19 protein-coding genes are annotated in these 26,168 nt (G+C 73.2%); 5 read left to right on the plus strand and 14 right to left on the minus strand.

What is annotated here, in order from left to right; all coding sequences use genetic code 11:
* Positions 1-109: 109 nt before the first annotated feature.
* The 3 genes from ACTVAJ_RS01275 (at position 110) to ACTVAJ_RS01285 (ending at position 2,489) form a co-directional block, all read left to right on the plus strand.
* Entirely contained in the window at positions 110-619 is a 510-nt protein-coding gene (locus ACTVAJ_RS01275; RefSeq protein ID WP_470386132.1) for a MarR family winged helix-turn-helix transcriptional regulator, read from the plus strand.
* 82 nt (positions 620-701) lie between these two features.
* Entirely contained in the window at positions 702-1,688 is a 987-nt protein-coding gene (locus ACTVAJ_RS01280; RefSeq protein WP_470386133.1) for a GDSL-type esterase/lipase family protein, read from the plus strand.
* A 339-nt stretch (positions 1,689-2,027) separates the two neighbouring features.
* Positions 2,028-2,489: a carboxymuconolactone decarboxylase family protein gene (locus tag ACTVAJ_RS01285; RefSeq protein WP_470386134.1), complete on the plus strand. Its 462-nt coding sequence runs from the start codon at positions 2,028-2,030 to the stop codon at positions 2,487-2,489.
* 57 nt (positions 2,490-2,546) lie between these two features.
* Here ACTVAJ_RS01285 and ACTVAJ_RS01290 read toward each other — a convergent pair whose 3' ends face one another.
* The 5 genes from ACTVAJ_RS01290 to ACTVAJ_RS01310 form a co-directional block, all read right to left on the minus strand.
* A complete protein-coding gene (locus ACTVAJ_RS01290; RefSeq protein ID WP_470386135.1) occupies positions 2,547-4,322 on the minus strand; it encodes an ABC-F family ATP-binding cassette domain-containing protein in 1,776 nt (591 codons plus the stop codon).
* Positions 4,323-4,650: 328 nt separating this feature from the next.
* On the minus strand, positions 4,651-5,418 hold the full coding sequence (locus ACTVAJ_RS01295; RefSeq protein WP_470386136.1) for a class I SAM-dependent methyltransferase: 768 nt from the start codon (positions 5,416-5,418) through the stop codon (positions 4,651-4,653).
* A 193-nt stretch (positions 5,419-5,611) separates the two neighbouring features.
* A complete protein-coding gene (locus tag ACTVAJ_RS01300; protein ID WP_470386137.1) occupies positions 5,612-6,511 on the minus strand; it encodes a transketolase family protein in 900 nt (299 codons plus the stop codon).
* Between the two features lie 9 nt (positions 6,512-6,520).
* Positions 6,521-7,231, minus strand: a complete 711-nt coding sequence (locus ACTVAJ_RS01305; RefSeq protein ID WP_470386138.1) for a thiamine pyrophosphate-dependent enzyme — start codon at positions 7,229-7,231, stop codon at positions 6,521-6,523.
* An 82-nt stretch (positions 7,232-7,313) separates the two neighbouring features.
* Positions 7,314-8,234, minus strand: coding sequence for a 4-(cytidine 5'-diphospho)-2-C-methyl-D-erythritol kinase (locus ACTVAJ_RS01310; protein ID WP_470386139.1), 921 nt, complete (start codon positions 8,232-8,234; stop codon positions 7,314-7,316).
* 284 nt (positions 8,235-8,518) lie between these two features.
* Here ACTVAJ_RS01310 and ACTVAJ_RS01315 point away from each other — a divergent pair, with 284 nt between their 5' ends.
* Positions 8,519-10,429 carry a serine/threonine-protein kinase gene (locus tag ACTVAJ_RS01315; RefSeq protein WP_470386140.1) on the plus strand — a complete coding sequence of 637 codons (1,911 nt, stop codon included), beginning with the start codon at positions 8,519-8,521 and terminating at the stop codon, positions 10,427-10,429.
* A gap of 108 nt (positions 10,430-10,537) precedes the next feature.
* Here the strand turns inward: ACTVAJ_RS01315 and guaA are convergent, their stop codons facing one another.
* From guaA to ACTVAJ_RS01335, 4 genes are all read right to left on the minus strand, one after another.
* The gene (gene guaA, locus ACTVAJ_RS01320) at positions 10,538-12,118 is read right to left on the minus strand and encodes a glutamine-hydrolyzing GMP synthase (RefSeq protein WP_470386141.1); all 1,581 of its coding nucleotides are present in this window, start codon (positions 12,116-12,118) and stop codon (positions 10,538-10,540) included.
* 280 nt (positions 12,119-12,398) lie between these two features.
* Positions 12,399-13,412 carry a UDP-glucose 4-epimerase GalE gene (gene galE, locus ACTVAJ_RS01325; RefSeq protein ID WP_470386142.1) on the minus strand — a complete coding sequence of 338 codons (1,014 nt, stop codon included), beginning with the start codon at positions 13,410-13,412 and terminating at the stop codon, positions 12,399-12,401.
* Positions 13,413-13,582: 170 nt separating this feature from the next.
* On the minus strand, positions 13,583-16,015 hold the full coding sequence (locus ACTVAJ_RS01330) for an endonuclease/exonuclease/phosphatase family protein (protein ID WP_470386143.1): 2,433 nt from the start codon (positions 16,013-16,015) through the stop codon (positions 13,583-13,585).
* Between the two features lie 433 nt (positions 16,016-16,448).
* Positions 16,449-16,895 (minus strand): anthrone oxygenase family protein, encoded by a 447-nt coding sequence (locus ACTVAJ_RS01335; protein ID WP_470386144.1) that lies wholly within the window; start codon positions 16,893-16,895, stop codon positions 16,449-16,451.
* Between the two features lie 92 nt (positions 16,896-16,987).
* Between ACTVAJ_RS01335 and ACTVAJ_RS01340 the strand changes: the two genes are divergently transcribed.
* Positions 16,988-17,566, plus strand: coding sequence for a TetR/AcrR family transcriptional regulator (locus ACTVAJ_RS01340; RefSeq protein ID WP_470386145.1), 579 nt, complete (start codon positions 16,988-16,990; stop codon positions 17,564-17,566).
* A 177-nt stretch (positions 17,567-17,743) separates the two neighbouring features.
* On the opposite strand, the gene ACTVAJ_RS01345 is transcribed toward ACTVAJ_RS01340, so the two are convergent.
* From ACTVAJ_RS01345 to ACTVAJ_RS01365, 5 genes are all read right to left on the minus strand, one after another.
* The gene (locus ACTVAJ_RS01345; protein WP_470386146.1) at positions 17,744-18,040 is read right to left on the minus strand and encodes a hypothetical protein; all 297 of its coding nucleotides are present in this window, start codon (positions 18,038-18,040) and stop codon (positions 17,744-17,746) included.
* Between the two features lie 531 nt (positions 18,041-18,571).
* Entirely contained in the window at positions 18,572-21,175 is a 2,604-nt protein-coding gene (locus ACTVAJ_RS01350) for a polynucleotide kinase-phosphatase (protein WP_470386147.1), read from the minus strand.
* Positions 21,172-22,680, minus strand: a complete 1,509-nt coding sequence (locus ACTVAJ_RS01355; RefSeq protein WP_470386148.1) for a 3' terminal RNA ribose 2'-O-methyltransferase Hen1 — start codon at positions 22,678-22,680, stop codon at positions 21,172-21,174. Before ACTVAJ_RS01355 ends, ACTVAJ_RS01350 begins: the two co-directional genes overlap by 4 nt.
* Before the next feature lie 100 nt (positions 22,681-22,780).
* Complete coding sequence (locus tag ACTVAJ_RS01360; protein WP_470386149.1) at positions 22,781-23,815, minus strand: hypothetical protein; 1,035 nt, start codon at positions 23,813-23,815, stop codon at positions 22,781-22,783.
* A gap of 47 nt (positions 23,816-23,862) precedes the next feature.
* Positions 23,863-26,136, minus strand: coding sequence for a TRAP transporter permease (locus tag ACTVAJ_RS01365; RefSeq protein ID WP_470386150.1), 2,274 nt, complete (start codon positions 26,134-26,136; stop codon positions 23,863-23,865).
* Between the last annotated feature and the right edge of the window lie 32 nt (positions 26,137-26,168).

Below are 26,168 nucleotides of genomic sequence, written 5' to 3' on the forward strand. Positions count from 1 at the left end.
TCCCGCCCCGCCGCCCGACGGCCCCCGGGCGACGGCGGGCGACGGGGCGGGCGGAGGGGTGGACCCTTTACCCGCCCACTATCTTGATGTCAAGAGATATGCTGGTCCCATGCGCGATGAGGTGGATGGGCTGATCGAGGCGTGGCGTGCCGAACGCCCGGACGTGGACGTGACGCCGCTGGAGGTGTTCAGCCGGGTCTCCCGGCTCGCACGCCACCTGGACCGCGCACGGCGCACCGTCTTCACCGAGCACTCGCTGGAGACGTGGGAGTTCGACGTCCTCGCCGAGCTGCGCCGTTCCGGACCGCCCTACGAGCTCAGCCCCGGGCGCCTGCTCCGCGCCACCCTCGTGACCTCCGGGACCATGACCAACCGGGTCGACCGCCTGGCCGCCGCGGGCCTGGTCCGCCGCAGGCCCGACCCCGCCGACAAGCGCGGTGTGCTGGTCCGCCTCACGGAGAGGGGCACCGAGCGCATCGACGCCGCCCTGGCCTCGCTCGTCCGGTACGAGGAGTCCCTCCTGGAACCGATGCCCTCCGAGGACCGGGCCCGGCTCGCATCGTTACTGAGAAGCCTGCTCGCGCCCCTCGACAGGGAACCCTCCGGTCCGCAAGGCTAGTTACCGGGCGGTATTCGTCTCTCACCGGGACACCGCTGTCTGGGCGCGCACCACATTCCGGGCATGGGTTGGAGAGAGCCAAGTGAGATTCCGGTGGATCGCGGCCACGGCCGCCGCGGCCGTGGCCGCCACGGGCTGCGGCGCTGGCGGGGACGGGGCGGCGGGCGTGGAGCACCGCTACTACCTGTCCCTGGGGGACTCCCTGACCGTGGGGGTGCAGCCCGACGAGAACGGCATCCCCGGGGAGACCTCCGACGGGTACGCCGACGTGCTGTACCGCGACCTGTACGACGCGGACTCGACGCTGGTCCACGAGCGGAAGGGGTGCGGCGGCGAGGACACCACGACCTTCATCGCGGGCGGCCTGCCCCGGTGCGAGGAACAGTACGACGGCCGCTCCCAGTTGGAGGTCGCGGAGGAGCTCCTCGCCGACCACCGGGGGGAGGTCGAGCTGGTCACCCTCACCATCGGGGGCAACAACTTCACCGGCTGTGTGGGCGGCCTGGACGACCCCGGGGGCCCGTCGATCGACACGGCCTGCGTGGACGACGGACTGGAGCGGATCGGGACCGAGGTCCCCGAGATCGCCGACCGCCTGCGTGACGCGGCGGGGCCGGACACCCAGATCATCGCGATGACCTACTACAACCCGTTCCTGGCCGCCCTGCTGCTGGAGGACGGCCAAGAGGAGGACGCCGAGGCCTCCCCGTCGGCGGATCCCGGGGAGGCCGGTGTCGACGGGGAGCCCGGCGCGGACCCGGAGGAGGGGGACGCCCCCGTCGACCCCGAGGACGACCTGGTCGCCTACGCGGCCGACGTCCTGGAGCGGATGAACGCGTCCCTGCGCGCCGCCTACGACGACGCCGGGATCGACGTCGCCGACGTGGAGCGGGTCTTCGAGTCCTCGGACTTCGCGGTGCCCGCGGACAGCACGACCGGCATGCCCGCGAACGTGCAGCGGATCTGCGACCTGACCTGGATGTGCGACCTCGACCGGGGGCCGGACATCCACACCAACCGGGCGGGCGCCCAGGAGATCGCCACCGCCTTCGGCGCGCTGGTCGGGTGACGCGCCGGGGGCGGGGCCGCGCGCCCCGCCCCCGTACGGGCGACGCGGGTCGGGGCCGGAACTCCGCCGGGCCGGGTCGGGCGCACCCCCGGACGCCCCGCGCTCTCCTGGAGGCCGCGGGCCGGGCGCCCGTGTTCGGTCACGGTCGGACCCTTCCCCGGGTGCGTCCCCGCCGCTGGCTCGCACGGTGCGGCGAACGCGACCGCGCGGACCCTCCGGGGCAGCGGTCTCCTCGTCGGCGGTCACATCCGCCCGGCGCCATCCGTCATGGGGGTGTCGGAGCGAACGAGCCGGGGCCGTGAACGGCGGCGCCGGAGACCACGCGAAGGAGAACCCGCCATGAACGCTCGCATGAAGAACCCCGCCTTCGTCCTGCCCACCGCGACGAAGGGGATCGGGAGCCTGATGAAGGCGATCGGTGAGGGCGGCCTCGACCACGGCCTGCGGGAGCTGGTGGCGCTGCGGGTGAGCCAGATCAACGGGTGCGCCGCCTGCGTCCACGCGCATGTCGTGAACCTGCGCGGGGCCGGTGAGTCCGAGGAGCGGATCGCGGCGGCGGTGGCCTGGCGCGAGGCCCCGTTCTACACCGACGCCGAACGGGCGGCGCTGGCCCTGTCGGAGTACGCCACCCGGATCGCCGACCAGAGCCGCGACCGGGTGCCGGACGAGGTCTGGGAGGACGCCGCCGACCGCTTCGACGAGAAGGAGCTGTCCGCCCTCATCCTCGTGATCGGTCTGACCAACATGTTCAACAGGATCAACGTCACCGTCCGGGAGCCCGCGGGCACCGCCTGGAACTGAGCGGGAGCACGCGCACGACCGGCCCGGCGGTGTCCCGCCGGGCGCCGTGGGCCCCGGTCAGTCGCCGACCAGCTCGGCCTGGACCAGCCAGACCTCCTCCAGCTCGTCGCGCTCGGCCGCCAGGGCCTTGGCCTCGGCGTCCAGCTCGGCCAGCCGGGTGTAGTCCTCCGCTGCGGCGGCCATCAGCTCGTGCAGCTCGGCCTCCCGCCTGCCGATCCGGTCCATCCGCCGCTCGACGCGCTGCATCTCCTTCTGGGCCGCGCGGCGCTCGGCCGGGGAGACGGCGGGCTCCTCCCTGGGGGCCGCGGCCCCCTCGGAGGCACCGGTCGGCACGGTGGCGGAGCCGGCGGTGGCCGCGCGGCGCTCCAGGTACTCGTCGACGCCGCGGGGCAGGAAGGCGAGGGTGCCGTCGCCCATGAGAGCCAGCACGCGGTCGGTGATCCGCTCCAGGAAGTACCGGTCGTGGCTGACCAGTACCAGGGAGCCGGGCCAGCCGTCGAGGAGGTCCTCCAACTCGGTGAGGGTCTCGATGTCCAGGTCGTTGGTGGGCTCGTCCAGCAGGAGCACGTTGGGCTCGTCCATGAGCAGGCGCAGCAGCTGGAGGCGGCGCCGCTCACCGCCGGACAGGTCGCCGATCGGGGTCCACTGGCGCTCGCCGCGGAACCCGAAGCGCTCCAGCATCTGGCTGGCGGTGTAGTCGCGCCTGCCGATGGTGACGTGTTCGCGCACGTCCATGACGGCCTGGAGCGGGCGCACCTCGGGGTCGAGTTCGGTGACGTTCTGGGACAGGTGGGCGAGCCGGACCGTCTTGCCGGTGCGCACCGACCCGGAGTCGGGGGCGCGTTCACCCCCCAGGATCCGGAGCAGGGTCGACTTGCCCGCACCGTTGACGCCGACCAGGCCGACCCGGTCGCCGGGGCCGAGCTGCCAGGTCAGGTCGTCCAGCAGGACGCGGTCGGGCACGGAGGCCGACACGCCCTTGAGGTCGACGACGGTCTTGCCCAGCCGGGAGCTGGCGAACCGGACGAGTTCGACGGTGTCGCGGACCGGCGGCTCGTCGGCGATGAGCTGGTTGGCCGCCTCGATCCGGAACTTGGGCTTGGACGTGCGCGCGGGGGCGCCCCGGCGCAGCCAGGCGAGCTCCTTGCGCATGAGGTTCTGGCGGCGCTCCTCCGCGGCGGCGGCCATGCGGTCGCGTTCGGCCTTGGCCAGGACGTAGGCGGCGTACCCGCCCTCGTAGCGCTCGACCGCGCCGCGCCCGACCTCCCACGTGCGGGTGGTGACGGCGTCGAGGAACCAGCGGTCGTGGGTGACGACCACGAGCGACTCCGGACGACCGTTGAGGTGTTGGGCGAGCCAGGCGATGCCCTCGATGTCCAGGTGGTTGGTGGGCTCGTCCAGGGCGATGAGGTCGTGGTCGCCCACGAGCAGGCGCGCCAGCGCGGTCCGACGGCGCTCGCCGCCGGACAGGCCGGACATCTCGGTGTCCAGGTCCCAGCCGCCGAGCAGGCCGCGCAGGATGTCGCGGATGCGGGCGTCGCCGGCCCACTCGTGTTCGGCCCGGTCGCCCAGGACGAAGGCGCCGACCGTGGTGTCGGGGAAGGCGTCCCGCTGGTGCAGGTACCCGACCCTGAGGCCGCGGTTGTGCACGACACGGCCGGAGTCGGGTTCGGTGCGCCCGGACAGCACCGAGATCAGCGTGGACTTCCCGCCGCCGTTGCGGCCGACGACGCCGATGCGTTCGCCCTCGTCCACGCCGAGGGACACCTTGTCGAGGAGTACGAGCGGCCCGTAGGCCAGGGACACGTCCTGGAGATTGACCAGATTCGTCAACGGCCCGCCGTCCCCAGGACGTGTGCCGCGGACACACACCCTGCTGCGCGACGCCCCGGCACACGCCCTGGCACATTGATGCTCACCTGGTCCGACTTCCTCTCCGTACTGCGGGAACACTGCTTCGGGGCCCGCGGCGGAACCCGGCCGCCCGCGGTCGCTCCCGGGAGCGCGCCGACGCCGTGCCGGTCCCGGCACGGTGCGCGCGGACCACCGGTACACCCCGACGGCCCACACTAGGCCCTGTCACGGACCCGTGGGACGGGGCCGGTGCCCGGCCCGCACCCAACAACCCGCGCCGCCCCCGGCCTGTTCCCGGGCGGTCGCCTCACCCGGGCCTGCGCATCTCCACGAGGGTCCGGGCCGAGTGGGCGACGAACGGCCCCTCGGCCCGGATGCGCTCGTGCAGCGCGCGCAGGCGGTCGCGGTACCGCTCGACGGTGAACCCGGGGACGGTCCAGATCACCTTGCGCAGGAAGTAGACCACGGCGCCGACGTCGAGGAACTCCACGCGCAGGCGTTCGGTGCGCACGTCCACGGCCTCCAGGCCCGCGGACCGGGCCTGCGCGGTCTCCTCGTCGGGGTGCCGTCTGCGCCGGTACTCCTCCGGGATCGGGCCGAGGAAGAACTCGGAGAGCTCGAACACGGTCTCCGGTCCCACGTGCTGGGCGAAGTAGGTCCCGCCGGGGCGGAGCACACGGGCGATCTCGCCCCAGTGCACGGTCGCCGGGTGGCGGCTGGTGACCAGGTCGAAGGCGGCGTCGGCGAAGGGCAGCGGGGGTTCGTCCGGGGTGGCGACCACGACCGCGCCGCGGGGGTGGAGCAGTTCGGTGGCGCGGGCGGCGTTGGGCGGCCAGGACTCCGTGGCGGCCATGGCGGGCGGGAACGCGGGAACCCCCGCCAGCACCTCGCCCCCTCCGGTCTGCACGTCCAGGGCCGCGCTGACCGAGGGGTCGGCCAGACGCTCGCCGAGTCGTCCCTGGTACCCCCAGGAGGGGCGTTCCTCGGTGGCCCTGCCCTCCAGCCAGGAGAAGTCCCATCCGTCCACCGACACGGCGGCGGCCTCGGCCAGGAGGTCGTCGAAGTTCGTTGCCATGGGGCCATGGTGACTGCCGCGGGGCAGGAACGCCACTCGTTTTCCCTGGTCGCGGCTGCCTCGCCGCGCGCAGGCCGGCGGGGTGTGGTCGGGTCGTGCGGCGTGGGGGCGGCGGAGTCCGCCCCGGGTCCGTGGGCGGGGCCCGGTCCGGCGCGCCACCACGCCAGGCGCCGGACCGGGCCGTTTCGGGGCCTCACACGAGGAAGAACTCCCTGGCGGCCTTCGCGATACCCTCGGCGTCGAGGCCGTGGGCGCGCGCGTGCTCCTCCGGTGTGCCGTAGGCGCGCAGCTCCGCGTCGCGCGTCACACCCAGGCCCAGCTGTCGGTGTCGGCGGTCCGCGAGGGCGGTGGCGACCTCGTGGGCGGAGGTGCCGCTCAGGTAGGGCTCGACCACCAGCACGTCCGCGTTGCCCGCCGCACCGGCCAGGGCGCTCAGCCCCTCGCGGTCGAAGGGCCGCACGGTGGCGGTGTAGGCGACGGTGACGTCCAGGCCGGCGGTGGCCGCCAGGACCCGGTCGAGCATCGGACCGACCGCCAGGACCACCCCGGCCGAGCGGGGCGACCCGGTGCGCAGGACGGCCAGCCCGGCCGACACGGGCAGCGGCGACCGGTTGGCGGTCCCGGACAGCCGCACGTACACCCGCTCGTCCCCGGGGATCGCCGCCCTGAGCGCGTCGCGGACCTCGTCCGGGTGCCCGGGGACGTACACCGTCCACCCCGGCAGGGTGTCCAGGAGCGCCACGTCGCCGGGCGCCTGGTGGGTGCGGCCCTCGGCGGAGCCGTCGTAGGAGCCGCCGATGCTCACCAGGACCGCGCCGGTCCCCTGGTGTCCGAAGTCCAGCTTGATCTGCTCGAACGGCCGCTCGACGAGGAAGGGCGCGTAGCTGTGCGCGATCGGGCGCATGCCGGTCAGGGCCAGGCCGCCCGCGACGCCGATCATGGCCTGTTCCCGGATGCCGACGTTGATCACGCGGCCGGGGTGCCGGGCGGCCGCCCGACGGAACCCGTCCATGGAGATCTCGGCGAGGACCACGGCGGTGCGGGGGTCCTCGTCGAGAGCGGCGTTGACGGTGGCGACGAAGGTTTCACGCATGGCGGTGTCCTAGTGCTTGCGGCGGACGCGGGCGATAACGGCCAGCGGGCGGTCCGGATGGGGCGCGGTGAGCGCCGTGTACAGGGCGTCGTGGTGGTGCCCGTCGACCTCGCGGGAAATCCACCCCTCGGTCTCGAACCGGGCGCCGATCCCGCCCGGCCAGCCGTGGGCGCTGGAGCGGTTGTCCACCACCACCACGGTGAGCCCCTCGACCCGCAGCCGCCCGGCCACGGCGATCGCCTCGTGGTTGCTGCCCTCGTCGAGTTCCCCGTCGCCGACGAGCGCGACCGTCCGGGGCACCGTGCCGTCGGGGCGGCGCACGTCCTGGGAGCGCAGTCCCAGGGCGGTGCCCAGCGCGAGCGGCAGGCCGTGTCCGAGCGAGCCGCTGCCGATCTCTGCCCCGGGCACGAGCACCCGGTCGGGGTGGTGGCCCAGCGGCGAGTCGAAGGACGTCCAACCGCGCAGGGTGGGCACGTCGAGGAAGCCCCGGGCGGCGAGGACGGCGTAGAAGGCGACCGGCCCGTGCCCCTTGGACAGCAGGAAGCGGTCCCTGGCGGGGTGGTCGGCGGTTTCCGGGGTGACGGCCAGGACGCGGTCGTAGAGCACCCACAGGACGTCGATGGTGGAGTGGGCGGCGCCCCGGTGCTTCTCGTCGCCCTCCATGAGGCCGATGAGCGCGGGCAGGTCGGCGTAGCGCGAGAGGGTGGCTGCGGTCGTCATGCGCCCCAGTCTTCGACCTCAACAAGGGTTGAGGTCAAGAACGGAGGGCGCCCCGGAGCCACGATTCATCGTGTGATGCGGATCACACTACGGTCGCACCGGGAACGTCCCCCGATCCGGCCGGGACGCACGAGTCCACCCCGGCCCCCTCCAGGGCACGCGTCACCCGGCCCTCGACCGCACTCGCCTCCGGGGAGCCCTCGTCACCCACCAGGAAGGCGCAGGTCGGTCCGGAACCGGACACCAGGGCGCCCAGCGCGCCCGCCTCCCGGCCCGCGGCCAGGACGCGCGCCAGATCCGGCCGCAGCGACAGTGCGGCCCGCTCCAGGTCGTTGGTGAGCGCGGCGCCCAGCGACGCGGCGTCCCCGGACCCGAGCGCCTCCTCCATCACGGGCGAGGGCAGCGGCGCGGGCGCGTCGGGTCGCAGCCGGTCGTACTCCCCGAACACCCGGGCCGTGGACAGGCCCCGCGCGGAGAGCGCGAACACCCACCGGTACCGGCCGGGCGCCGCCAGGGGCGCCAGGACCTCGCCCCGGCCCGTTCCCACGGCGGTACCGCCGACCAGTGGAAAGGGCACGTCGCTGCCCAGCCTGGCGGCCAGGTCCAGCAGGTCCGACTGGGGCAGTCGGCAACCCCACAGCCGGTCGCAGGCCACCAGGGCCGCGGCGGCGTCGGCGCTGCCGCCCGCCATCCCACCGGCCACCGGGATCCGCTTGTCGAGGTGGATCTGCACGGGGGACCCCTTGCCGGTCTCCTCGGCCAGGAGGGCGGCGGCCCGCGCCGCGAGATTCGTGGCGTCGAGCGGAACCCCGTCCAGGTCCACGCGCGTCCCACCGGACGCCGTGAGCGTCACGAGTCCGGCCTCCTGGCGCGGAGGGGCCTCCTTGACGGTAACCTCGTCGAACAACGAGACGGCGTGGAACACGTTGACGAGGGCGTGGAACCCGTCCTCACGTCTGGGCCCCACCGCCAACTGGAGGTTCACCTTCGCGGGGACCCGCACGGTTACGGTGGTACTAAAGGTCACGAGTCCCCAATCGTAAAGGAACCCCCTACCTTGCGTGAACACATGCCCCGGCCGGGGAACCGATGTGTCTCGCACCCGTCGCCGACGGGATCACACCCGTCGGCGCGAACCGGGGTCCCTGATCGGGGATCAGTCATCACTGTCATGTCAGATACCGCCCTTCCCCCGAACGATCCGAAACGGCGCGCGAGTGGGAATCAGGGCACAAACACCGCTACCTTGGGGCAAGGCGGAGTTTGGACACCGTCGGGGAGGGTCGCTTGCCGTCGGATGGGCTCCCGAAGAACCTGGAACCGCTGGCAGCCGGAGATCCGGCCACCATCGGCCCCTACGTGCTGTCCGGGAAGCTGGGTAGCGGCGGTATGGGCACCGTCTACCTGGGCAGTACCGCGGAGAGGAACAACCAGGTAGCGATCAAGGTCATCCGCCCGGAACTCGCCTTCGACGAGGCGACCCGGGCGCGGTTCCGCGACGAGATGGAGAACGCCCGCAAGGTCGCCTCCTTCTGCACGGCCAAGGTCCTCGACCACGGGACGTTCGAGAACCGTCCCTACATGGTCACCGAGTACATCGCCGGGACCGCGCTGGCCGAGCACATCGCCGAGAACGGGCCGCTGGACTCCTCGACCCTGCACGGGTTCGCCCTGGGCGTGGCCGCGGCGCTGGCTGCCATCCACCGCACCGGGCTCGTCCACCGCGACCTCAAGCCCGCGAACGTGCTGCTGTCGCTCTCCGGGCCGCGTGTGATCGACTTCGGCATCGCCCGGGCGATGAACACCGCGACCAACCACACCCAGACCGGCATCGTCATGGGCAGCCCCGGCTGGATGGCGCCCGAACAGCTGCTGGAGGAACAGGTCACCACCTCGGCGGACATCTTCGCCTGGGGCTGCCTGGTGGCCTTCGCGGGCAACGGGACCCACCCGTTCGGCAACGGCGACGCCATGACCCTGGGCAAGCGCGTGCTCTTCGCCGAACCGCAGATCGGAAACCTGGACAGCCCGCTGGACCGGCTCGTCCTGCGTGCCCTGGCCAAGGAGCCGGGCCGCCGCCCGACCGCCCAGGACCTGCTCCTGGAGCTGGCCGGCGGCGAGGACAACAGCAACCCCAACGACATGGTCTCCCACGCCCTGCACCAGTCGTGGCGGCCGAACCTGCCCCCCATGCCGCCCGGCGGCCCGCAGCCGGGGATGCACCCCGCCCGGCAGACCATGACCGGGATGCGGCCCCCGCATCCCCCGCCCGGCGCGTACCAGGCCGGCCCGATGCCTCCCCCGGCGCACCAGACCGGCAACTTCCCCCGGCCGCAGGCGCCGCCCCCGGCCGCCCGCCCCGCCGGGGTGCCCCCGGCGGGTCCGCACCAGGGCAACCAGAACGCCCCGCGCCACCCCGCGCCCGCGCAACCGCACCCGGCCTCGACCGGCCCGATCCCGATGGTGCAGGCCACCGAGCAGCAGGGCGCGCGCCCCGGACCGCAGCCCTACGTCCCGCCGGTCCCGCCGCCCCCGCACCGGCCCGCCGCGCCCAACCGGCGCAGGGGCCTCCTCCTGGGCCTGGCGGCGGCCGTGGCCGCCGTCCTCATCGCCGTCGCGGTCCTGCTGGCGGTCGTGTCCACGGTGAACGGGAGCGCGCCGTGGGCGGACACCGGGGAGGGTTCCGACCAGGAGCAGCCCGGCGCCCAGCAGCCCGAGGAGGACGACGAGGACAAGTCGGAGGACGCGCAGGGCAGGGAGGACACCTCCGCGGACGGCGCACCCGGCGACGGTCCGGTCCGGTCCGCCGACGGCATGGTCGAGTACGAGATCGGGGAGGTCGACTGCAACCGGGCACGTGCGGAGTACCTCCCCCGCTCCGAACCGGTCGAGGGCGGCCGGTACTGCTTCGTGCAGTTGGAGATGACCAACCTCGGCGTCGAGCGGCTGCGTTTCGACTTCCGTGAGCAGTTCCTGCTGGTCGAGACCGGCGGCGGCCCCTACACGGCGGAGCGCCCGACCAACATCGAGAGCGACACGGTCAGCCTGTGGGACCCGGAGGGGATCACGCCCAACGACACCGTCGGCGGTGAGCTGGCCTTCATCATCGAGGAGGGCGAACGGCCGGCCAGCGTGCAGTTGACGCACCAGCCCGGTCTGGACCGCACGCAGATCTCGATCGAACACCTGGTGGAGTGAGACGCCCACGGCGCGGCCCTGTCCGCACGAAGCCTGCCGACGCCCGAACGACGAACCCTGGGGTGGCCGTTCCCGGGGACGAGCCCCCGGTCGACCACCCCGGGGGGACTACTCCCACTCGATGGTGCCCGGGGGCTTGCTGGTCACGTCCAGCGTCACGCGGTTGATCTCGCGCACCTCGTTGGTGATCCGGTTGGAGATGCGGGCGAGGACGTCGTAGGGCACACGCGACCAGTCGGCGGTCATCGCGTCCTCGCTGCTGACCGGGCGCAGCACCACGGGGTGGCCGTAGGTGCGGCCGTCGCCCTGGACACCGACCGAGCGGACGTCGGCCAGGAGCACGACCGGGCACTGCCAGATGTCGCGGTCCAGTCCGGCGCGGGTGAGCTCCTCGCGGGCGATGGCGTCGGCCTCACGCAGGACCTCCAGGCGGTCGCGGGTCACCTCGCCGATGATCCGGATGCCGAGGCCGGGGCCCGGGAACGGCTGGCGCCACACCATCTCGGCGGGCAGGCCCAGCTCCTCGCCGACCTTGCGCACCTCGTCCTTGAACAGCTCGCGGAGCGGCTCGACCAGGGTGAACTGGAGGTCGTCGGGCAGTCCGCCGACGTTGTGGTGCGACTTGATGTTGGCGGTACCGGTGCCGCCACCGGACTCCACGACGTCCGGGTAGAGCGTGCCCTGGACGAGGAACTCGACCTCGGTGCCGTGCTCTCCGGACTCGGCGACGACCTCCCGGGCCGCCTGCTCGAACACGCGGATGAACTCGCGCCCGATGATCTTGCGCTTCTCCTCCGGGTCGGTGACCCCGGACAGCGCCGTGAGGAACCGCTCCTCGGCGTCGACGACCTTCAGGCTCACGCCGGTGACCGCGACGAAGTCCTTCTCGACCTGCTCGGCCTCGCCCTTGCGCAGCAGGCCGTGGTCGACGAACACACAGGTGAGCTGGTCACCGACGGCGCGCTGGACCAGGGCGCCGGCCACGGCGGAGTCCACGCCGCCGCTCAGCCCGCAGATGACGCGCTTGTCGCCGATCTCCTCGCGGATGCGCTCCAGCTGCTCCTCGACGATGTTGAACATCGTCCACGTGGGACGGCAGCCCGCGCCCTCGTACAGGAACCGGCGCAGGACGTCCTGGCCGTGCTCGGTGTGCATGACCTCGGGGTGGAACTGCACGCCGAAGAGGCGGCGCTCGGTGTCCTCGAAGGCGGCGACCGGGGCTCCGGCCGTGCTCGCGGTGGTCCGGAAACCCTCGGGGGCGCGGACGACGGAGTCACCGTGCGACATCCACACCAGGAGGTCCTCGGGCACGCCCTCGAAGAGGAGGGAGTCCGTTGCGGCGGACAGCTCGGTGCGACCGAACTCGCTCAGGTCGGTCCGGTCGACCGTGCCGCCCAGGGCGCGGGTCATGGCCTGGAAGCCGTAGCAGATACCGAAGGTGGGCACCCCGGTCTCGAAGAGTTCGGCACCCACGTTGGGGGCACCCTCCGCGTAGACCGAGGAGGGGCCACCGGACAGGATGATGGCCTTGGGGTTCTTCGCGAGCATCTCCTCGACCGGCATGGTCGAGGGAACGATCTCGCTGTGCACGTGGCATTCCCGCACACGCCGTGCGATCAGCTGCGCGTACTGCGCGCCGAAGTCCACGACGAGGACGGTGTCGAACGTGCTGTCAGCACCAACGGACACGACGGAGGACCTTCCGCAGAAGTACAGGGATATACGCCCAGTCTAGGGCGTGTTCCGTGCGTTCGGCTTGGTCGAAAGCGCCAACCGGCTGTGCTCCCCCACACGGCGGCGCGGCCTCGCGGGCCCGCGAGGCCGCATGAACACAGCGAGGGGCGCACCGGGGTGTGCAGGACGAGGCGAGCCGCGAGCGAGGAACGAGCGACAGGCGCAGCCGAGGACGAACACCCCGGTACCCCGCGCCCCAAGCCCCGGCCGAGCCCGCGAGCGCGCATGAACACGCTCAACCCGCGAAGCCCCGCGGGTTGGCGCTCTGCCACCGCCACGCGTCCGCGCAGGCGTCGTCGACGGTGTGCGTCGCCTTCCAGGCCAGGTCGCGCGCGGCGGCCGACGGGTCGGCGCAGCAGACGGCGATGTCGCCGGGACGGCGGTCGACCACCTCGTAGGGGACCGTGGCGCCGGTCGCCCCCTCGAAGGAGCGGATGCTCTCCAGGACCGACGTCCCCTGTCCGGTGCCCAGGTTGTACGTGCGCCACCCCGGGGCGTCGGCCAGATGGGCGAGGGCGGCGAGGTGGCCGCGCGCCAGGTCCACGACGTGCAGGTAGTCGCGCACACCGGTGCCGTCGGGGGTGTCGTAGTCGTCGCCGAAGACCTGGAGGCGCTCGCGCCGACCGGCGGCGACCTGCGCGATGTACGGGAACAGGTTGTTGGGCACGCCCTGGGGGTCCTCACCGATCAGGCCGCTGGGGTGCGCGCCGACGGGGTTGAAGTACCGCAGCGCGGTGATCCGCCAGCGGGGGTCGGCGGCGGCCAGGTCGCGCAGGATCCGCTCGGCGAAGAGCTTGGTGGCGCCGTAGGGGTTGGTGACGTCGAGCTCGCCGTCCTCGGCGACCGGGGTCTGCTCGGGGTCGCCGTAGACCGTGGCGGAGGAGCTGAACACCAGGTCGCGGACGCCGTGCTCGTCCATCGCCTCGGCCAGGGTGAGCAGGGCGTCCAGGTTGTTGCGGTAGTAGCGCAGCGGCTGCTCGACGGACTCGCCGACGGCCTTGAGCCCGGCGAGGTGGATGACGGCGTCGACGTCGTGTTCGCCCAGGACGCGGCGCAGGGCGGCCGGGTCGGTGCAGTCGGCGCGGTGGAACGTGACGGCGCGGCCGGTGATCCGCTCGACCCGGCGCAGGGCCTCCTCGTGGCTGTTGACCAGGGAGTCGAGGACCACGACCTCGTGTCCGTCGTCGAGGAGTTCGACGGCGGTGTGGGTGCCGATGTATCCGGCGCCGCCGGTGAGGAGTACGTTCATCTGTCGCTTCCCCAGGGTCGAGGTGCGTCCGCGGCTTCGCGGACGCACCCAGGATAGGCGCCGTTCAGACGCGCTCCGGGCGCCCCGGGGCACGGCTCGGGGGAGGGACCGCGCCGGCTCCCTCCCCCGGTGGCCGGGTGGCGCGCCCGCGTCGGCGCGCCGTGCCGCCGCTACCCGCGGCCCCCGCGCATGTCGAGGTACAGCACCTGCGGGTCGTGGTCGCTGACCTGGTCGTGGAACTCGGAGTTGATCCGCACGACCTCGTAGTCCGTCCGGCCCGCCAGCGCGGCGTTGAACAGGATGTGGTCGAGCGCCTGGGAGTTGCCGTCGAAGACGTAGTTGTACCGCTCGTTCCCGGGCAGGTCCGACATCGGGTTGGTGAGCGGCCCGTCCCCGGTGAGGATGTCCAGGGTCGGGGAGAACGGGAAGTCGTTCAGGTCGCCCATGACCACGACGGCGGCGTCCGGGTCCACGGCGAACAGCTCGTCGGTGAACTCCCTGACCAGGCGCGCCTGCGCGTTGCGCTGGACCTCGCTCGACCGCTCGGGCGGCTGGACGACCCCGTGCAGGGACTGGTCGCCGCCCTTGGAGTTGAAGTGGTTGGTCACCACGAACAGGTCCCGGCCGCGCACGCGGAAGTGGCCCACGAGCGGCTTGCGGCTGGAGTCCCACGCCTCGTCCTCGGGGGCGATGCGGCCCGGGGACACGCTGAGCTCGGGTCCGCGCGGCCCCTCCAGGACCTCGGCGCCGGTGGTGGCGTCGGGCTCTCCGGCGTCGACGAAGCGGACGTGCTGGGGGTCGAAGAGGAAGACGTTGCGGATGTTGCCGCCCGGCTGACCGCCGTCCTGGCCGTCCTCGGGGCTGATCTGGCGCCAGGCGTAGCGGGGTCCGCCCTGCGCGTGGATGGCGCGCGTCAGGCGGCGGAGTGTGAGGTCGGCGTCCACGGTGCCGTCGTTGACCGGGCCGTTGTCGTCCTGGATCTCCTCCAGGCCGATGATGTCCGGGGAGCCCAGGTAGTCGACGATGCCCCGGGCGAGCTCGTCGAACGTGGCCTGGTCGTCCGCGCCGTCGAGGTTCTCGACGTTGTAGGTGGCGACGGTGTTCTCGTAGGGGGCGGCCGCCCGGGCGGGCACGCGCTCCAGGTCGCCCTCGGCGATCTCGCCCAGCGTGGTGGCGCGGATGAGGAAGCCGCCGAACCGGCTGTAGTAGAGCGGTCCCTCGGTGACGCCGGTGAGCGTGTCGCCCACGTCGGCGTTCGGGAAGGGGTGGGTGTCGCGGTCGAGCAGCGACTCGATCTTGATCCGGTCGGAGTTGGGCTCGTCGTAGGAGTCGTAGAGCGTCCCGCCGTTGACCGTGGCGTCGCGGCCGTCGGGGTCGGTGGTCACCCACAGCGCCGAGTAGGGGTCGGTCGCGTCGATGACGGGGGCGTCCTCCACCCGGACGAGCATGTGCTCGTGGGCGGCCCAGAAGTCGAGGGCGTAGGTGCCCGGGCTCAGGTCGAGGTCGGAGATGTCGCCGCCGTGGTCGGGGGCGTACCCGTCGGGGACCGCGTCGGCGTCGAGGAGCACCGATCCGGGCAGGTCGGCGCCGGAGGACACGGTGGTCCAGCTCGCTCCGGTGAGCTGGGTGACGGTGTGGGTGCCGTCGCCGGGCCGGTACTCGCTGACGCGGCCCGCGACCAGCACCTCGTCGCCGACGGCCACGTCGGGGGTGGTGGAGCCGGTGAAGACGAAGAGCGCCTCGCTGGTGCGCGGGTCGTCGTCTTCCTCGGGGTCCTGGAACCAGAAGCCCCGCGCGGAGCCGAAGCGGTTGGCCGCGGTGACGACGCCCGGGACGCCGCTGACCGGCCGCCCCTCGTACGGGGAGGTGCGGGTGGTCCCCTGGATGTCGTGGACGCGCAGGTCACCGGGTTGGCCCGGGTCGGGTTCGCCGCCGCCGTCGCCCGGGGCCTCCCCGGCCGCGTTGGTGGGGGTGGGGGGACCCGCGGTGAGGTCGACGGCGTTGTTGCCGGTGTCGGTGAGGGCGTCGTCGCGGGCGGCGGAGGTGGTGTTGCTCAGCCGTGCGGCGGGGGCGCCCTCGAAGACGGCGGCGTCGCCGTAGCCGACGACGTCGACGACCCCCTCCTCCTCGGCGCACCCGGCCGCGGTGCGGCAGGTGACGGGGTCGGTGCCCCGGACGAGGAGGACCGCCCCCGAGCGCGCGGACATGGCGGTGCCGCCGGCCGCGTCGGGGGTGGGCAGGTCGACGCTGCCGCCCGACCCCTGCCCCTGCCGGACGAGGTAGTGCTCCCCGGCACCGATGGTGCCGCCCAGGTCGGTGACCTGGACACGGGTGCCGGAGCTCGGCGAGGCGGGGAGGTACTGCACGCTCCAGCCGTCGAGGGTGACCGCGGCGTCGGTGGGGTTGCCCAGTTCGACGAAGTCGTGGCGCAGTTCGGCACCGCTGTTGCCGCCACCGCCGTAGACCTCGCTGATGACGGGGGCGGACGGCTCGGCGGCGGCGGGGGAGGCCGTCGCGAGGGTGGCGGTCAGGATCAGGGCCGCCGTGGCGGAGGTCGACGCGAGCGTGCGTCCGGACGGCGTTCTGGAAGGGGTTGGGGACACGCCTTCTCCGTATTCCGGTGTGTGGGGGTTTCAGGGGGTGTTCGAGGTTTGTCGGCCTTGTGGGCGTGCACATCATCACCCCCTCGCATGACCGCCCGGAAGAGCGGACGTGAAAAGGAGGCGACGCACGGCCCGGTTTGGTGGGATAGAACGACAAACCACCCCGCCGAGCATCGTAGGATCCTCCGAATCCGGCGGACCCCGGCCTCCGGCACGCGAAGGCCCCGCCCCACGGATCGGGCCGGGGCCGGGGCGACGCCTCGCGCGGGTGCCCCGGGGGTGCGTGTCGGGTCGTGATCCGGGGGCGGGCTCCTCCCCTCACCCCGGTCTTCGGCCCGGTGGACCGCCTCGCCCGGCACCCACGCGCCCGACCGGCGTGGAAGGGGAGCCCGCCGGGCCGCGCCCGGTACCGCCTCGGCGACGGCCCGCGGGTTCAGGCGAGGGCGGCGACCAACAGGACGAAGGCGGCGATGATGACGGCCACGCGGAGGTAGTGGAAGCGGTCCCATCGCCGCATCTGCTGCTTCCAGTCGGCGGGCCGGTTCTCGGGGGTCCATGTCTTGCCCCGGTTGTTGATCGGGACGAGCAGCAGGAGCGACATGACCACGCTGACGATCAGCAGCGCACCGGCGATGACGACCAGGTCGGAGCCGTCGCGGGGCCAACCGGCGACGGCCCAGACCGCGACCAGGACGAGCGAGCCGATGCACCAGACCGGCATGAGGGCGCCGAGCATCCGGCCGCCGTGGCTTCGACCCCGTTGACCGCTGTCTTCGGGGAGCGCGTCGAGGATCGGGTTGAGGACGAGGGAGACGGAGAGCTCCACCCCCACCATCAGGCCGACGATCACGGTGGTGACGATCTCGAGCGCGTTGAGCATGGTGACCCCTTCCAGAAATCTAGCATCGATAGATGATGGGTCAACGCTAGTACTACTGACGCTCGATTGTCTAGCAGTGCTAGAATCAGATCATGTCGGTACAGGAACGCAAGCAGCGCGAACGGGCGGAGCGCGAACACCTCATCGTGGCGACGGCCCGCGAGCTCGCCGAGCGGCAGGGCTGGGACGCGGTCACCACCCGCCGCCTCGCCGAACGCATCGAATACAGCCAGCCCGTCCTCTACAGCCACTTCCGCGGCAAGCGCGAGATCATCGGAGCCGTCGCCCTCCAGGGCGCCGCCGAGATGGCGGCGGCGCTGCGGGCGGCGACCTCCGCCGCGGACGGCCCGCGCACCAGGGTCACCGCCCTCGCCCGCGCCTACCTGGACTTCGCCGCACGCAACCCGGCGGTCTACGACGCCATGTTCCAGCTCGACGGCGGCCTGGTGTTCGCGGACGAGGGCACCCCGGAGCCCCTGAAGGACGGTTTCGCCGCCCTGTTGGAGAGCCTCGGCCAGGTCGCCGGCGACGGCGTCCACCCGGGGCTGTTCACCGAGGTGTTCTGGGCGGCCCTGCACGGGCTGGCGACCTTGACCCGGGCGGGACGGCTGCCGTCGGAGGACACCGAGCGGAGGGTGGCACTGCTGGTGGACCGGCTCGCCGTGGTCTGACACACCGCCCCGGCGGGCACGCGGCCGGGGCCCGAGGTCCCCGGCCGCCCGCCTGCGGCACCGCTTGGGGTCAGCCGCGCCCACGCGGCGCGGCCGCGGCTTCCGGGCACCGTACCCCCGACGGGTCGCCCGCGCCGGAGGGCGCGGTGCTCATCGGGCACGGCCCGACACGCGCCCCTAGTAGCAGTTGGGGAGGTTGTACGAGGGGTAGTGCCCCGCATAGGTGTAGTAGCGGCCCCCGCGGGTGCGGTACCAGTGGTTCCCGTAGCTGTTGATCAGGGAGCATTCGAGGAGGACGTACTCACCCGGATCGACCGTGTCGACCGCGTGCGAGCTCCCGTACGGCTCGACGCGCACGGGTGCCGTCGTGATCGGGTAGCCGTAGACGTAGGCGTAGGCGGGCGCGGGCACCAGGGTCGCGATGACGGCACCGGCCGCCGCGAGGACGCCGAACCTCTTGAGCATCTTCTGCATTCCATATCCTCTCGCCATGACAGGAAACCGCGGAACGCGGAATCCGAAAAACCTGGAAAACAAGTCCCCCGGAGAACAGAGTCATGGAATCAGAGGGCCACAGGAAAATCAAGACCCCCGCACACGGAAAAAGAGCGAATGCGAGACAACAATTTGCTCGCCCACCTCGCCCCGCACCCGCGCGGCGGACGCGCGCCCCACACGCCCCCAACGGACGCGAGCCGACCTGAGCCACCTGCGGCTTTACCCGAACTGCCACTCCAGGAGAGACCGGCATCCCGACGCGGACCCACGGCACCACACATGAGCTGCACAAACAAAAACCCCGGAACCGCGGTGAATCCCCACCAGCAAAGACGCCGCCACGCCACGGAAGGGACACCGTGCGCCACACGAACAACCAAGCTCAATTGTTGCTCAAATAACCAGGCCGACCGTGGACGGAAATCCACGGCCGACCCTATGATCGAATCGGCTTCCCCATACTCGGAAAAGGTCGGCGCATTCTCTGTCCCGCGGGCCCGGGCGACGCTACAGCCGGGGGTCGACGGGCTCCGACTCCAGGGCCAGTACCGCGAACACCGCCTCGTGCACCCGCCACAGCGGTTCGCCCCGAGCGTGCCTCGCCAGTGCCTCCAGCCCCAGCTTGTGCTCGCGCATCGCCAGCCCCGCCTTGCGGCCCAGCGAACGGCGCTCCCGGAGCACCGCCAGCCGCTCCGGCTCGGTGTAGTCGGGGCCGTAGATGATCCGCAGGTAGTCGGGCCCGCGCACCTTCAGCCCCGGCTGGGCCAGGCCCCTGCGCGCCTCCGCCCGGGCACCGAGCGCCGGCTTGACCACCATGCCCTCACCGCCCGCCGACACGAGGTCCCGCCACCACCCGGCGGCCGCGGCGCACACCTGCGGGTCCGTGGTGTCCACGACCAGGTAGCGGGTGGAACGCACCAGACCGCTCGCCTCCGCGAGCCGTTCGGCGATCCCCATGTGCCACAGGTGGTCGGCGTCGGTGTACTCCCGCCCCTCGGAGGCCAGCACCATGAACGGCGCGTACTGGAGCCCCGCGGCGCCGTCGGTGTCCCAGGAGTAGCGCCGGTACACCCGGCTGAACTCCTCCATCTGCCCCGTCCTGCGTTCCACGGTCGCGGCCAGGCCGCCCACGTCCACACCGCGCCCGGCCGCCGCGGCCAGCGCCGCTCCGGCGGCGGGCAGGGCGGCGCGCGCCGCGGCGCCCACCGACGCGTACTGCTCGCGGATCAGCGACCGGGCCTTGGCCGACCACGGCAGCATCTCCCCGTCCAGGGCCACCCAGTCCGTGCCGAGCCGGTCCCACAGTCCGGCCGCGGTGACCGCCTCGCGCAGCTGGTCGACCACCTCCGCCTGGAGCGCGGGGTCGGCGAAGAAGGGGCGCCCGGTCCGGGTGTACACGGTTCCCAGCTGCCCGGGCACGAACCGGCGTTCGGCCGCCGCCTCGTCCCGGCACAGCACCGCGACCGCGCGCGAGCCCATGTGCTTCTCCTCGCACACGACCTGGCCGATCCCCGAGCCCCGGTAGGAGGCGAACGCCTCCGCCGGGTGCTCCAGCAGTCCGGGCTCGGTCGCCGTGGGCGCCGGGGCCATGGTCGGCGGCAGGTACAGCAGCCAGCGCGGGTCGACCGCGAACCGGCTCATCACCTCCAGCGCCGCGAGGGTGCTGCCGCCGTCGGCGCGCACCGCGCCGTGGTCGGTGTCCACGCGCGTTCCGGGGCGGAAGTCGCCGACGCCCACGTCGGTGATGTCCAGGGTGTGCTTCGACCGGCCCCCGTCCTCCCCGCCGCCGGGCGCCCGCGGGGTGAGCGGCCTGGCCGGCTCGTACCAGGTGCGGTGCGCCGCCACGTCGACCAGCTCGCGCTCGGGGTAGCGCAGCGCGGTGAGCCGGCCGCCGAACACGCATCCGGTGTCCAGGCAGATCGTGTTGTTGAGCCACTCCGCCTTGTGCGTGGGCACGTGCCCGTACACCACGGCGGCCCGGCCCCGGTAGTCGCGCGCCCACGGCAGGCGGACCGGGAGGCCGTACTCGTCGGTCTCGCCGGTCGTGTCGCCGTACAGGGCGAACGAGCGCACCCGCCCGGAGGCGCGGCCGTGGTACTCCTCCTTCAGCCCGGCGTGCGCGACGACCAGCCTGCCCCCGTCGAGGACGAGGTGGCTGACCAGCCCGTCGCAGAACTCCAGCACCCGAGCGCGGAACTCCTCGCTCTCCCGGCCGAGCTGCTCCACGGTCTCGGCGAGGCCGTGCGTGAGCCGCGCCTTGGCGCCCCCGAGCACGCGCACGAGCTTGTTCTCGTGGTTGCCCGGCACGCACAGGGCGTCGCCGTCGGCGACCATGCCCATGACCAGCCGCAGCACACCCGGGCTGTCGGGGCCCCGGTCGACCAGGTCGCCCACGAACACGGCGGTGCGGCCCCCGGGGTGGCGGGCGCCGACCGGTCGGCCCCCGTCGTCGCGGGTGAGCGCGTAGCCGAGGTCGCCGAGCAGCTCCTCCAGCTCGGCGCGGCAGCCGTGCACGTCACCGATGACGTCGAACGGCCCGGTCAGCTCCGTGCGGTCCGGCCAGGCGCGTTCCAGTTCGACGGTGGCCGCGTCGATCTCCTCCGGGCCGCGCAGCACGTGCACCTTGCGGAAGCCCTCGCGGGACAGCCGCCGAAGACCCGACTTCAGGTCGCGGCGCTGCCGCCGGACGACGTGGTCGCCGAAGTCGCGGTCCGGGCGCTCCCGGTTGCGGCCGACCGCCACCGACTCGGTCACGTCGAGCACGATCGCCGTGGACAGCACGTCGTTGTCCTTGGCGATGCGCACGAGCTGTGCCCGGGCGCGGGACTGGACGTTGGTCGCGTCCACGACGGTCAGCAGGCCCCGGCGCAGCCGGATGTCCACGATGGTGTGCAGCAGCGTGAACGCGTCGGCGCTGGCGGCCTGGTCGTTCGGGTCGTCGCTGACCACACCGCGGCAGTGGTCGGAGCTGACCACCTGCGTCGGCAGGAAGTGGCGCGCCGCGAAGGTCGACTTGCCCGCCCCGGACACCCCGACGAGCACGACCAGCCCCATCCTGGGCACACTGAGCACCCGCGGCTCCGCGGGCTCGGCGGTCTCGATCTCGCTCATCGGGTGAAGACTCCCATCTGGGTCGGGGCGCCGGTTTCCGGGTGTTCCGGGCCCACCGGCAGGAAGCGGACCTCGTAGCCGTTCCGTTCCGCCACGCCCCCGGCCCAGGCGGTGAACTCGGCCCGGGTCCACTCGAAGCGGTGGTCGTCGTGGCGGAGGGCGCCCTCGGGCAGACCCTCGTAGTGCCTGTTGTACTCGGCGTTGGGCGTGGTGACCACCACGACCCGGGGCCGGGCCGCCCCGAACACGCTCTCCTCCATCGCGGGCAGGCGCGAGGGGTCGAGGTGTTCGACCACCTCCATCAGGACGGCGGCGTCGTGGCCCGCGAACCGGGCGTCCCGGTACACGACCGAGCCCACCAGCAGCTCGGGCCGGGGGCGCCGGCCGCCGTTGCCCTCCTCCCGGCCCCCGGCCGCGTCGGCGAACAGGTCGCGGTGGCGGCCGCGCCCGTCCGGGTGGCAGCCCCGGCACAGCCTGCGGTGGGCCCGCTCCAGGCCGACGGTGCTCACGTCCACCCCGGTGATCCGGTCCAGGGCACGGTCCCCGACCAGGCGTTCGAGCAGCCTGCCGGCCCCGCACCCCAGGTCGATGACGCTGGTGGCGCGCTCGGCCGACAGCACCGCCAGGACGGCGCCCGCGCGCTGCTCGGCCAGGGACGGGCCGCGCTCCTCCCGGTCCGCGACCGCCGCGGCGTCCTCGACCGACGGGTCGTCGGCCCCCTCCGCACCTGCGCGGTCGTCGGCCTCGGCGAGCCGCTCCAGCGCGGTGCGCACGTACCGGTCGCGCCGGTTGAGGTAGCGGCGGGTGATCCAGCCCCGCTCGGGGTGCGCGGCCAGCCACCCGGGGCCGTCGTCGCCGTCCTCGCCGGTGGCGCCGCCCGCCCGCAGGAGCTTGTCGACCTCGGACTCGTCCACCCAGTAGTGCTTGGCGCCGTCCATCGCGGGCAGCAGCACGTACAGGTGGCTGAGCGCCTCGGACAGCGGCATCGTCCCGGTCAGGGTGAGCGACAGGTAGTGCGAGTCGCCCCATCCGGGCAGGCCGGGGTCGAGCGGTACGGGTTCGGCAGCGACCCGCCAGCCCAGGGGTTCGAGGAGGGCGCGGGCGCGGTCGGCCCCGCCCCGGCAGGGCACGGCGGGCAGACCGAGCGTGAGGGGGATGGGCGTGCGCGCCAGTTCCGGACGGGCGTCGCACCGGCCCTTGAGCGCGCTGCCGAAGACCCGGCCGAGTGCCACGGTGAACAGCGACGACGTCGCGAACGGACGGTCGTTGACGTACTGCGCGAGCGCGAAGTCGGGGGTGCTCACCGACGTGCGCGTGCGCAGCAGCGACTGGGGGTCCACCTCCAGCATGAGCGCCGCGGTGCACCGTTCGTCGGTCGCCTCGGGGTAGAAGACGTGCGCCGTGCCGAAGGACTGCTCGAAGCTCTGCGCCTTGTCCGGATGCTTGTGCAGCAGGTGTCCGAGGTCCGTCGCGGGCGTGGCCGTGGTCGTGATCGTCAGTAGCACCCATGCATTGTGGACGAGGCACCACCGCGCGGACCACCGTTTTTCCCGGATGGCGGCCCTCGGGGGCCGGTCCCGGACGGGTGTCGGAGCCCCGGGGGGGTCAGGCCTGACCGCCCTCCGGCCGGGCGCGCGGGTCCACCCCGACCCGCGCCATCGCGTACGCGACCCCGGCCCGGGGGTCGCCGAAGAAGGACCACGGCAGATCGCAGTAGTAGCGGCCGACCGAACCCAGGTGCCACCGCGCCGCGTCGGCGACGTCGGCCCGGTGGAAGGCCCAGCCGAACAGGTGGTGGGCCTGGACGTCGCGTTCGTGCGGTACCGCGGCCGCCGCCCAGTCCCGGGCCGCCCCGAACAGCTCGCCGACGGCCTCGCCGTGCAGGCGGCCCAGGGCCATGCTCGCGATGTGGTCGGAGGAGCCCTCGGCGACCAGCCGCCTGCGTTCGGCCCGCAGGTACTCGGCGTGGGCCAGGGCGAGGGCGGCGGGCAGGGGGTGCCCCTCGGGGGCGCCGTCCGCCGCCGCGCCCGCGACCGCGAACATCTCCTCGGCCGAGCCGCCCCGGGTGGGGGACACGGAGCGGACCCGGGTCAGGTGCGCGGGGAACAGGTGCGGTGCCCGTGCGGTCACCTCGTTCCAGACCCGGTCCTTCTCCTCCCGCTCCGCGCCCAGTCCCATGGCGACCGTCTGGAGGGCGGACCAGGGCGCGGCGTCGTCGGGGCGCAGGTGCGCGGCGGCCTCCAGCGGGGCGCGGGCCTCGACGAGCGCCGCCTCCAGCGCCTTGCGGTCGGCCCGGCCCGTGGCCGCTCCCCCGGCGGGCCGGGCGGCGGCGCGCGCGAGCAGGACGTGCCCGAGCCAGAGCAGGACGTCGGCCTCGTCGGCGTCGCCCTCGGCCAGGGAGGCGACCTCGGCGACCCGGTCGGCGGCGGCGCGGCCGAGCGCCTCGGCCCGGTGGACGCGGACCTCCGCGTCGTCGCGCGCCTCGCCGAGCAGGGCCAGCCCCGCCGCGACGCCGCCCTCGCGCACCACCTCGCACGCGGACCGCAGGACGGGGTCGGTGCCGAACGCGGCCGACACCAGGGCCGTCTCGATGCCCGTGCCGGTCGGCACCCGTCCAGGAGTCCGTCGGAATCGCCACATGTGTGTTGATCCTAGGGGCGGGTCGGCCGAAGCCGGAACGGCGCGGCCTACGCCTCCGCCCGGATTCCGTCGTCGCGGCTCTCCCGGACCGCGTCCGCGTCCCCGGGCGCGGTGCCCCCGGTGTTCCGGGACCGGCGGTGGCCGACCGCCTGGAGGGCGATGAGCACCGCGCCCAGGACCGAACCGGCCAGAGCGAACCAGTGCGGGGCCACCGCGGCCGACAGCACCCGCTCGGCGAGTGCGGCCCACTCGGGGCCGACCATGACCAGGGCCGCGGACAGGATCAGACCGAGCCGCTCCCCCACCGTCGTGCGCCGCAGGAAGTGCCCCTCGATCGCGATCGCCGCGGCCGCGAGCGCCACGCACCCGCTCACCACCGCGAGCACCAGGTCCAGCACGGGGCCGTCCACCGCCAGCAGCGCGGAGTAGGCCATCATGATCGGGATCAGGTAGAGGCCCTTGGCGAACTTCCACGCCGCCGCCCCGGCCCGCATCGGCTTGGCGCCCGCGATCCCCGCCGCCGCGAACGCGGCCAGCGCCACCGGGGGCGTCACATTGGAGTCCTGGCTGTACCAGTACACGATCATGTGCGCGACGAGCACGGTCAGCCCGAGCTCGCCCAGTGCGGGCACCGCGAGGACCGAGATGACCACGTAGGAGGCGGTCACCGGCAGCCCGAAGCCCATGATCAGGGACGCCACGGCCACCATCACCAGGGTGAGCAGCAGGTTCCCGGCGAACACCGTGACCAGGACGTTGGACAGCGTCAGGCCGAGCCCGGTGAGCCCGACCATCCCGACGATGATCCCCGCCACCGCGCACGCCACCGACACCGGGAGCGTGTTGCGGGCGGCCATGACGAACACGTCCACGAAGTCGCTCACCGACAGGCGGCTGCCCGCCCGCAGCATCGCCACGGCCAGCAGCGCGCCGCACGCGTACAGACCCGCCTGCGTGGGCGGCACGTACTGGAGCAGCAGGACGATGAGCAGGAACAGGGGCAGGAGGAAGTGCCAGCCCGCGGCCATCACCAGGCGCAGCTTCGGCAGGTCCTCGTTCTTCGCGACGCCGATGCCGTGCTTGCGCGCCAGGATGTCCACGAACAGGAACATCACGCCGAAGTACATGAGCGCCGGGATGATGGCGACCTTGACGATGTCGGCGTAGGCGATTCCGGTCCGCTCGGCCATGATGAACGCGCCCGCACCCATGATCGGCGGCAGGATCTGGCCGCCGGTCGACGCCGCGGCCTCGACACCCGCCGCGTCCTCCCTGCGGTAGCCGACCTTGCGCATCAGGGGGATGGTGAAGGGTCCGGAGGTGACGACGTTGGCGATGGCGCTCCCGGACACCGAGCCCATCATGGCGCTGCCGAGGACCGCGCCCTTGGCGGGGCCGCCGACCATCCGCCCGGTCACCACGTAGGCCAGCCCGACGAAGAAGTTGCCGCCGCCCGTCTTGTTGAGCAGGGCGCCGAAGAGGATGAAGACGAACACGAAGGTGACGACCACGCCCAGGGTCAGACCGTAGACGCCGTCACCCAGGTAGACGTGCGTGGAGATGCGCTGGATGGTCGCGCCGGTGTGGCCGAACTGGCCGGGGATGAGCGGGCCGACCCACGCGTAGTAGACGAACGCGACGACCAGCACGACCATGATCATCCCGACCGCGCGGCGTGTGGCCTCCAGCAGCACGACCATGAGGGTCAGTCCCAGGAGCCAGTCCACCTCGGTGTAGGCCCCGGCGCGCGCGGCCAGCTCGTCCTGGTTCCAGAGCTGGTAGAGGCTCACGACGACGGCCGCGGTGACCAGCACCAGGTCCAGGCCCCACCCGACACCGGTCAGGACGCGCCGTGCGGCGGCGTCGCGCGGGTCCCCGCCGTCCTCGGCCCCCTGCGCCGCCCGTCCCCGCCGGGGGATCAGCGCGCGGACCGCGGTGAGCGCCGAGAGGCCGGACACCCTGCCCAGGTCGAAGGGGCGCATCAGGAGGAAGACCAGGACCATCACGAACAGCAGGTGGATGATCCGCTGCTGCCGCGCGTCCAGCCCGGCCAGGAGCGCGACGTAGATCTGGAAGGCGGTCAGCGCGACGGCGAGCACGACCACCAGCGCGCCGACCGCGGAGGCCGCCCGGCCCTCGCCCCACCGCTCCGCGGCGACCCGCCTCCACAGCGGGCCGTCGCCCCCGTCGCGTCCGTCGACGTCGGGGAGGACGTCCGCCGAGGTCCCGGTTCTGCCCGTCCGGGTCCCGAACCCGATCCCGCCCTCGGCGGTGTCGGGGGCGGCGTCCTCCGGCGGCGCCTGCGGTGGAGTGTCAGCCATGGTCTTTCCTCGGGTTCTCATGCGCAGAGCGG

Source organism: Nocardiopsis sp. KDC1DS13DA1 (assembly GCF_055632325.1).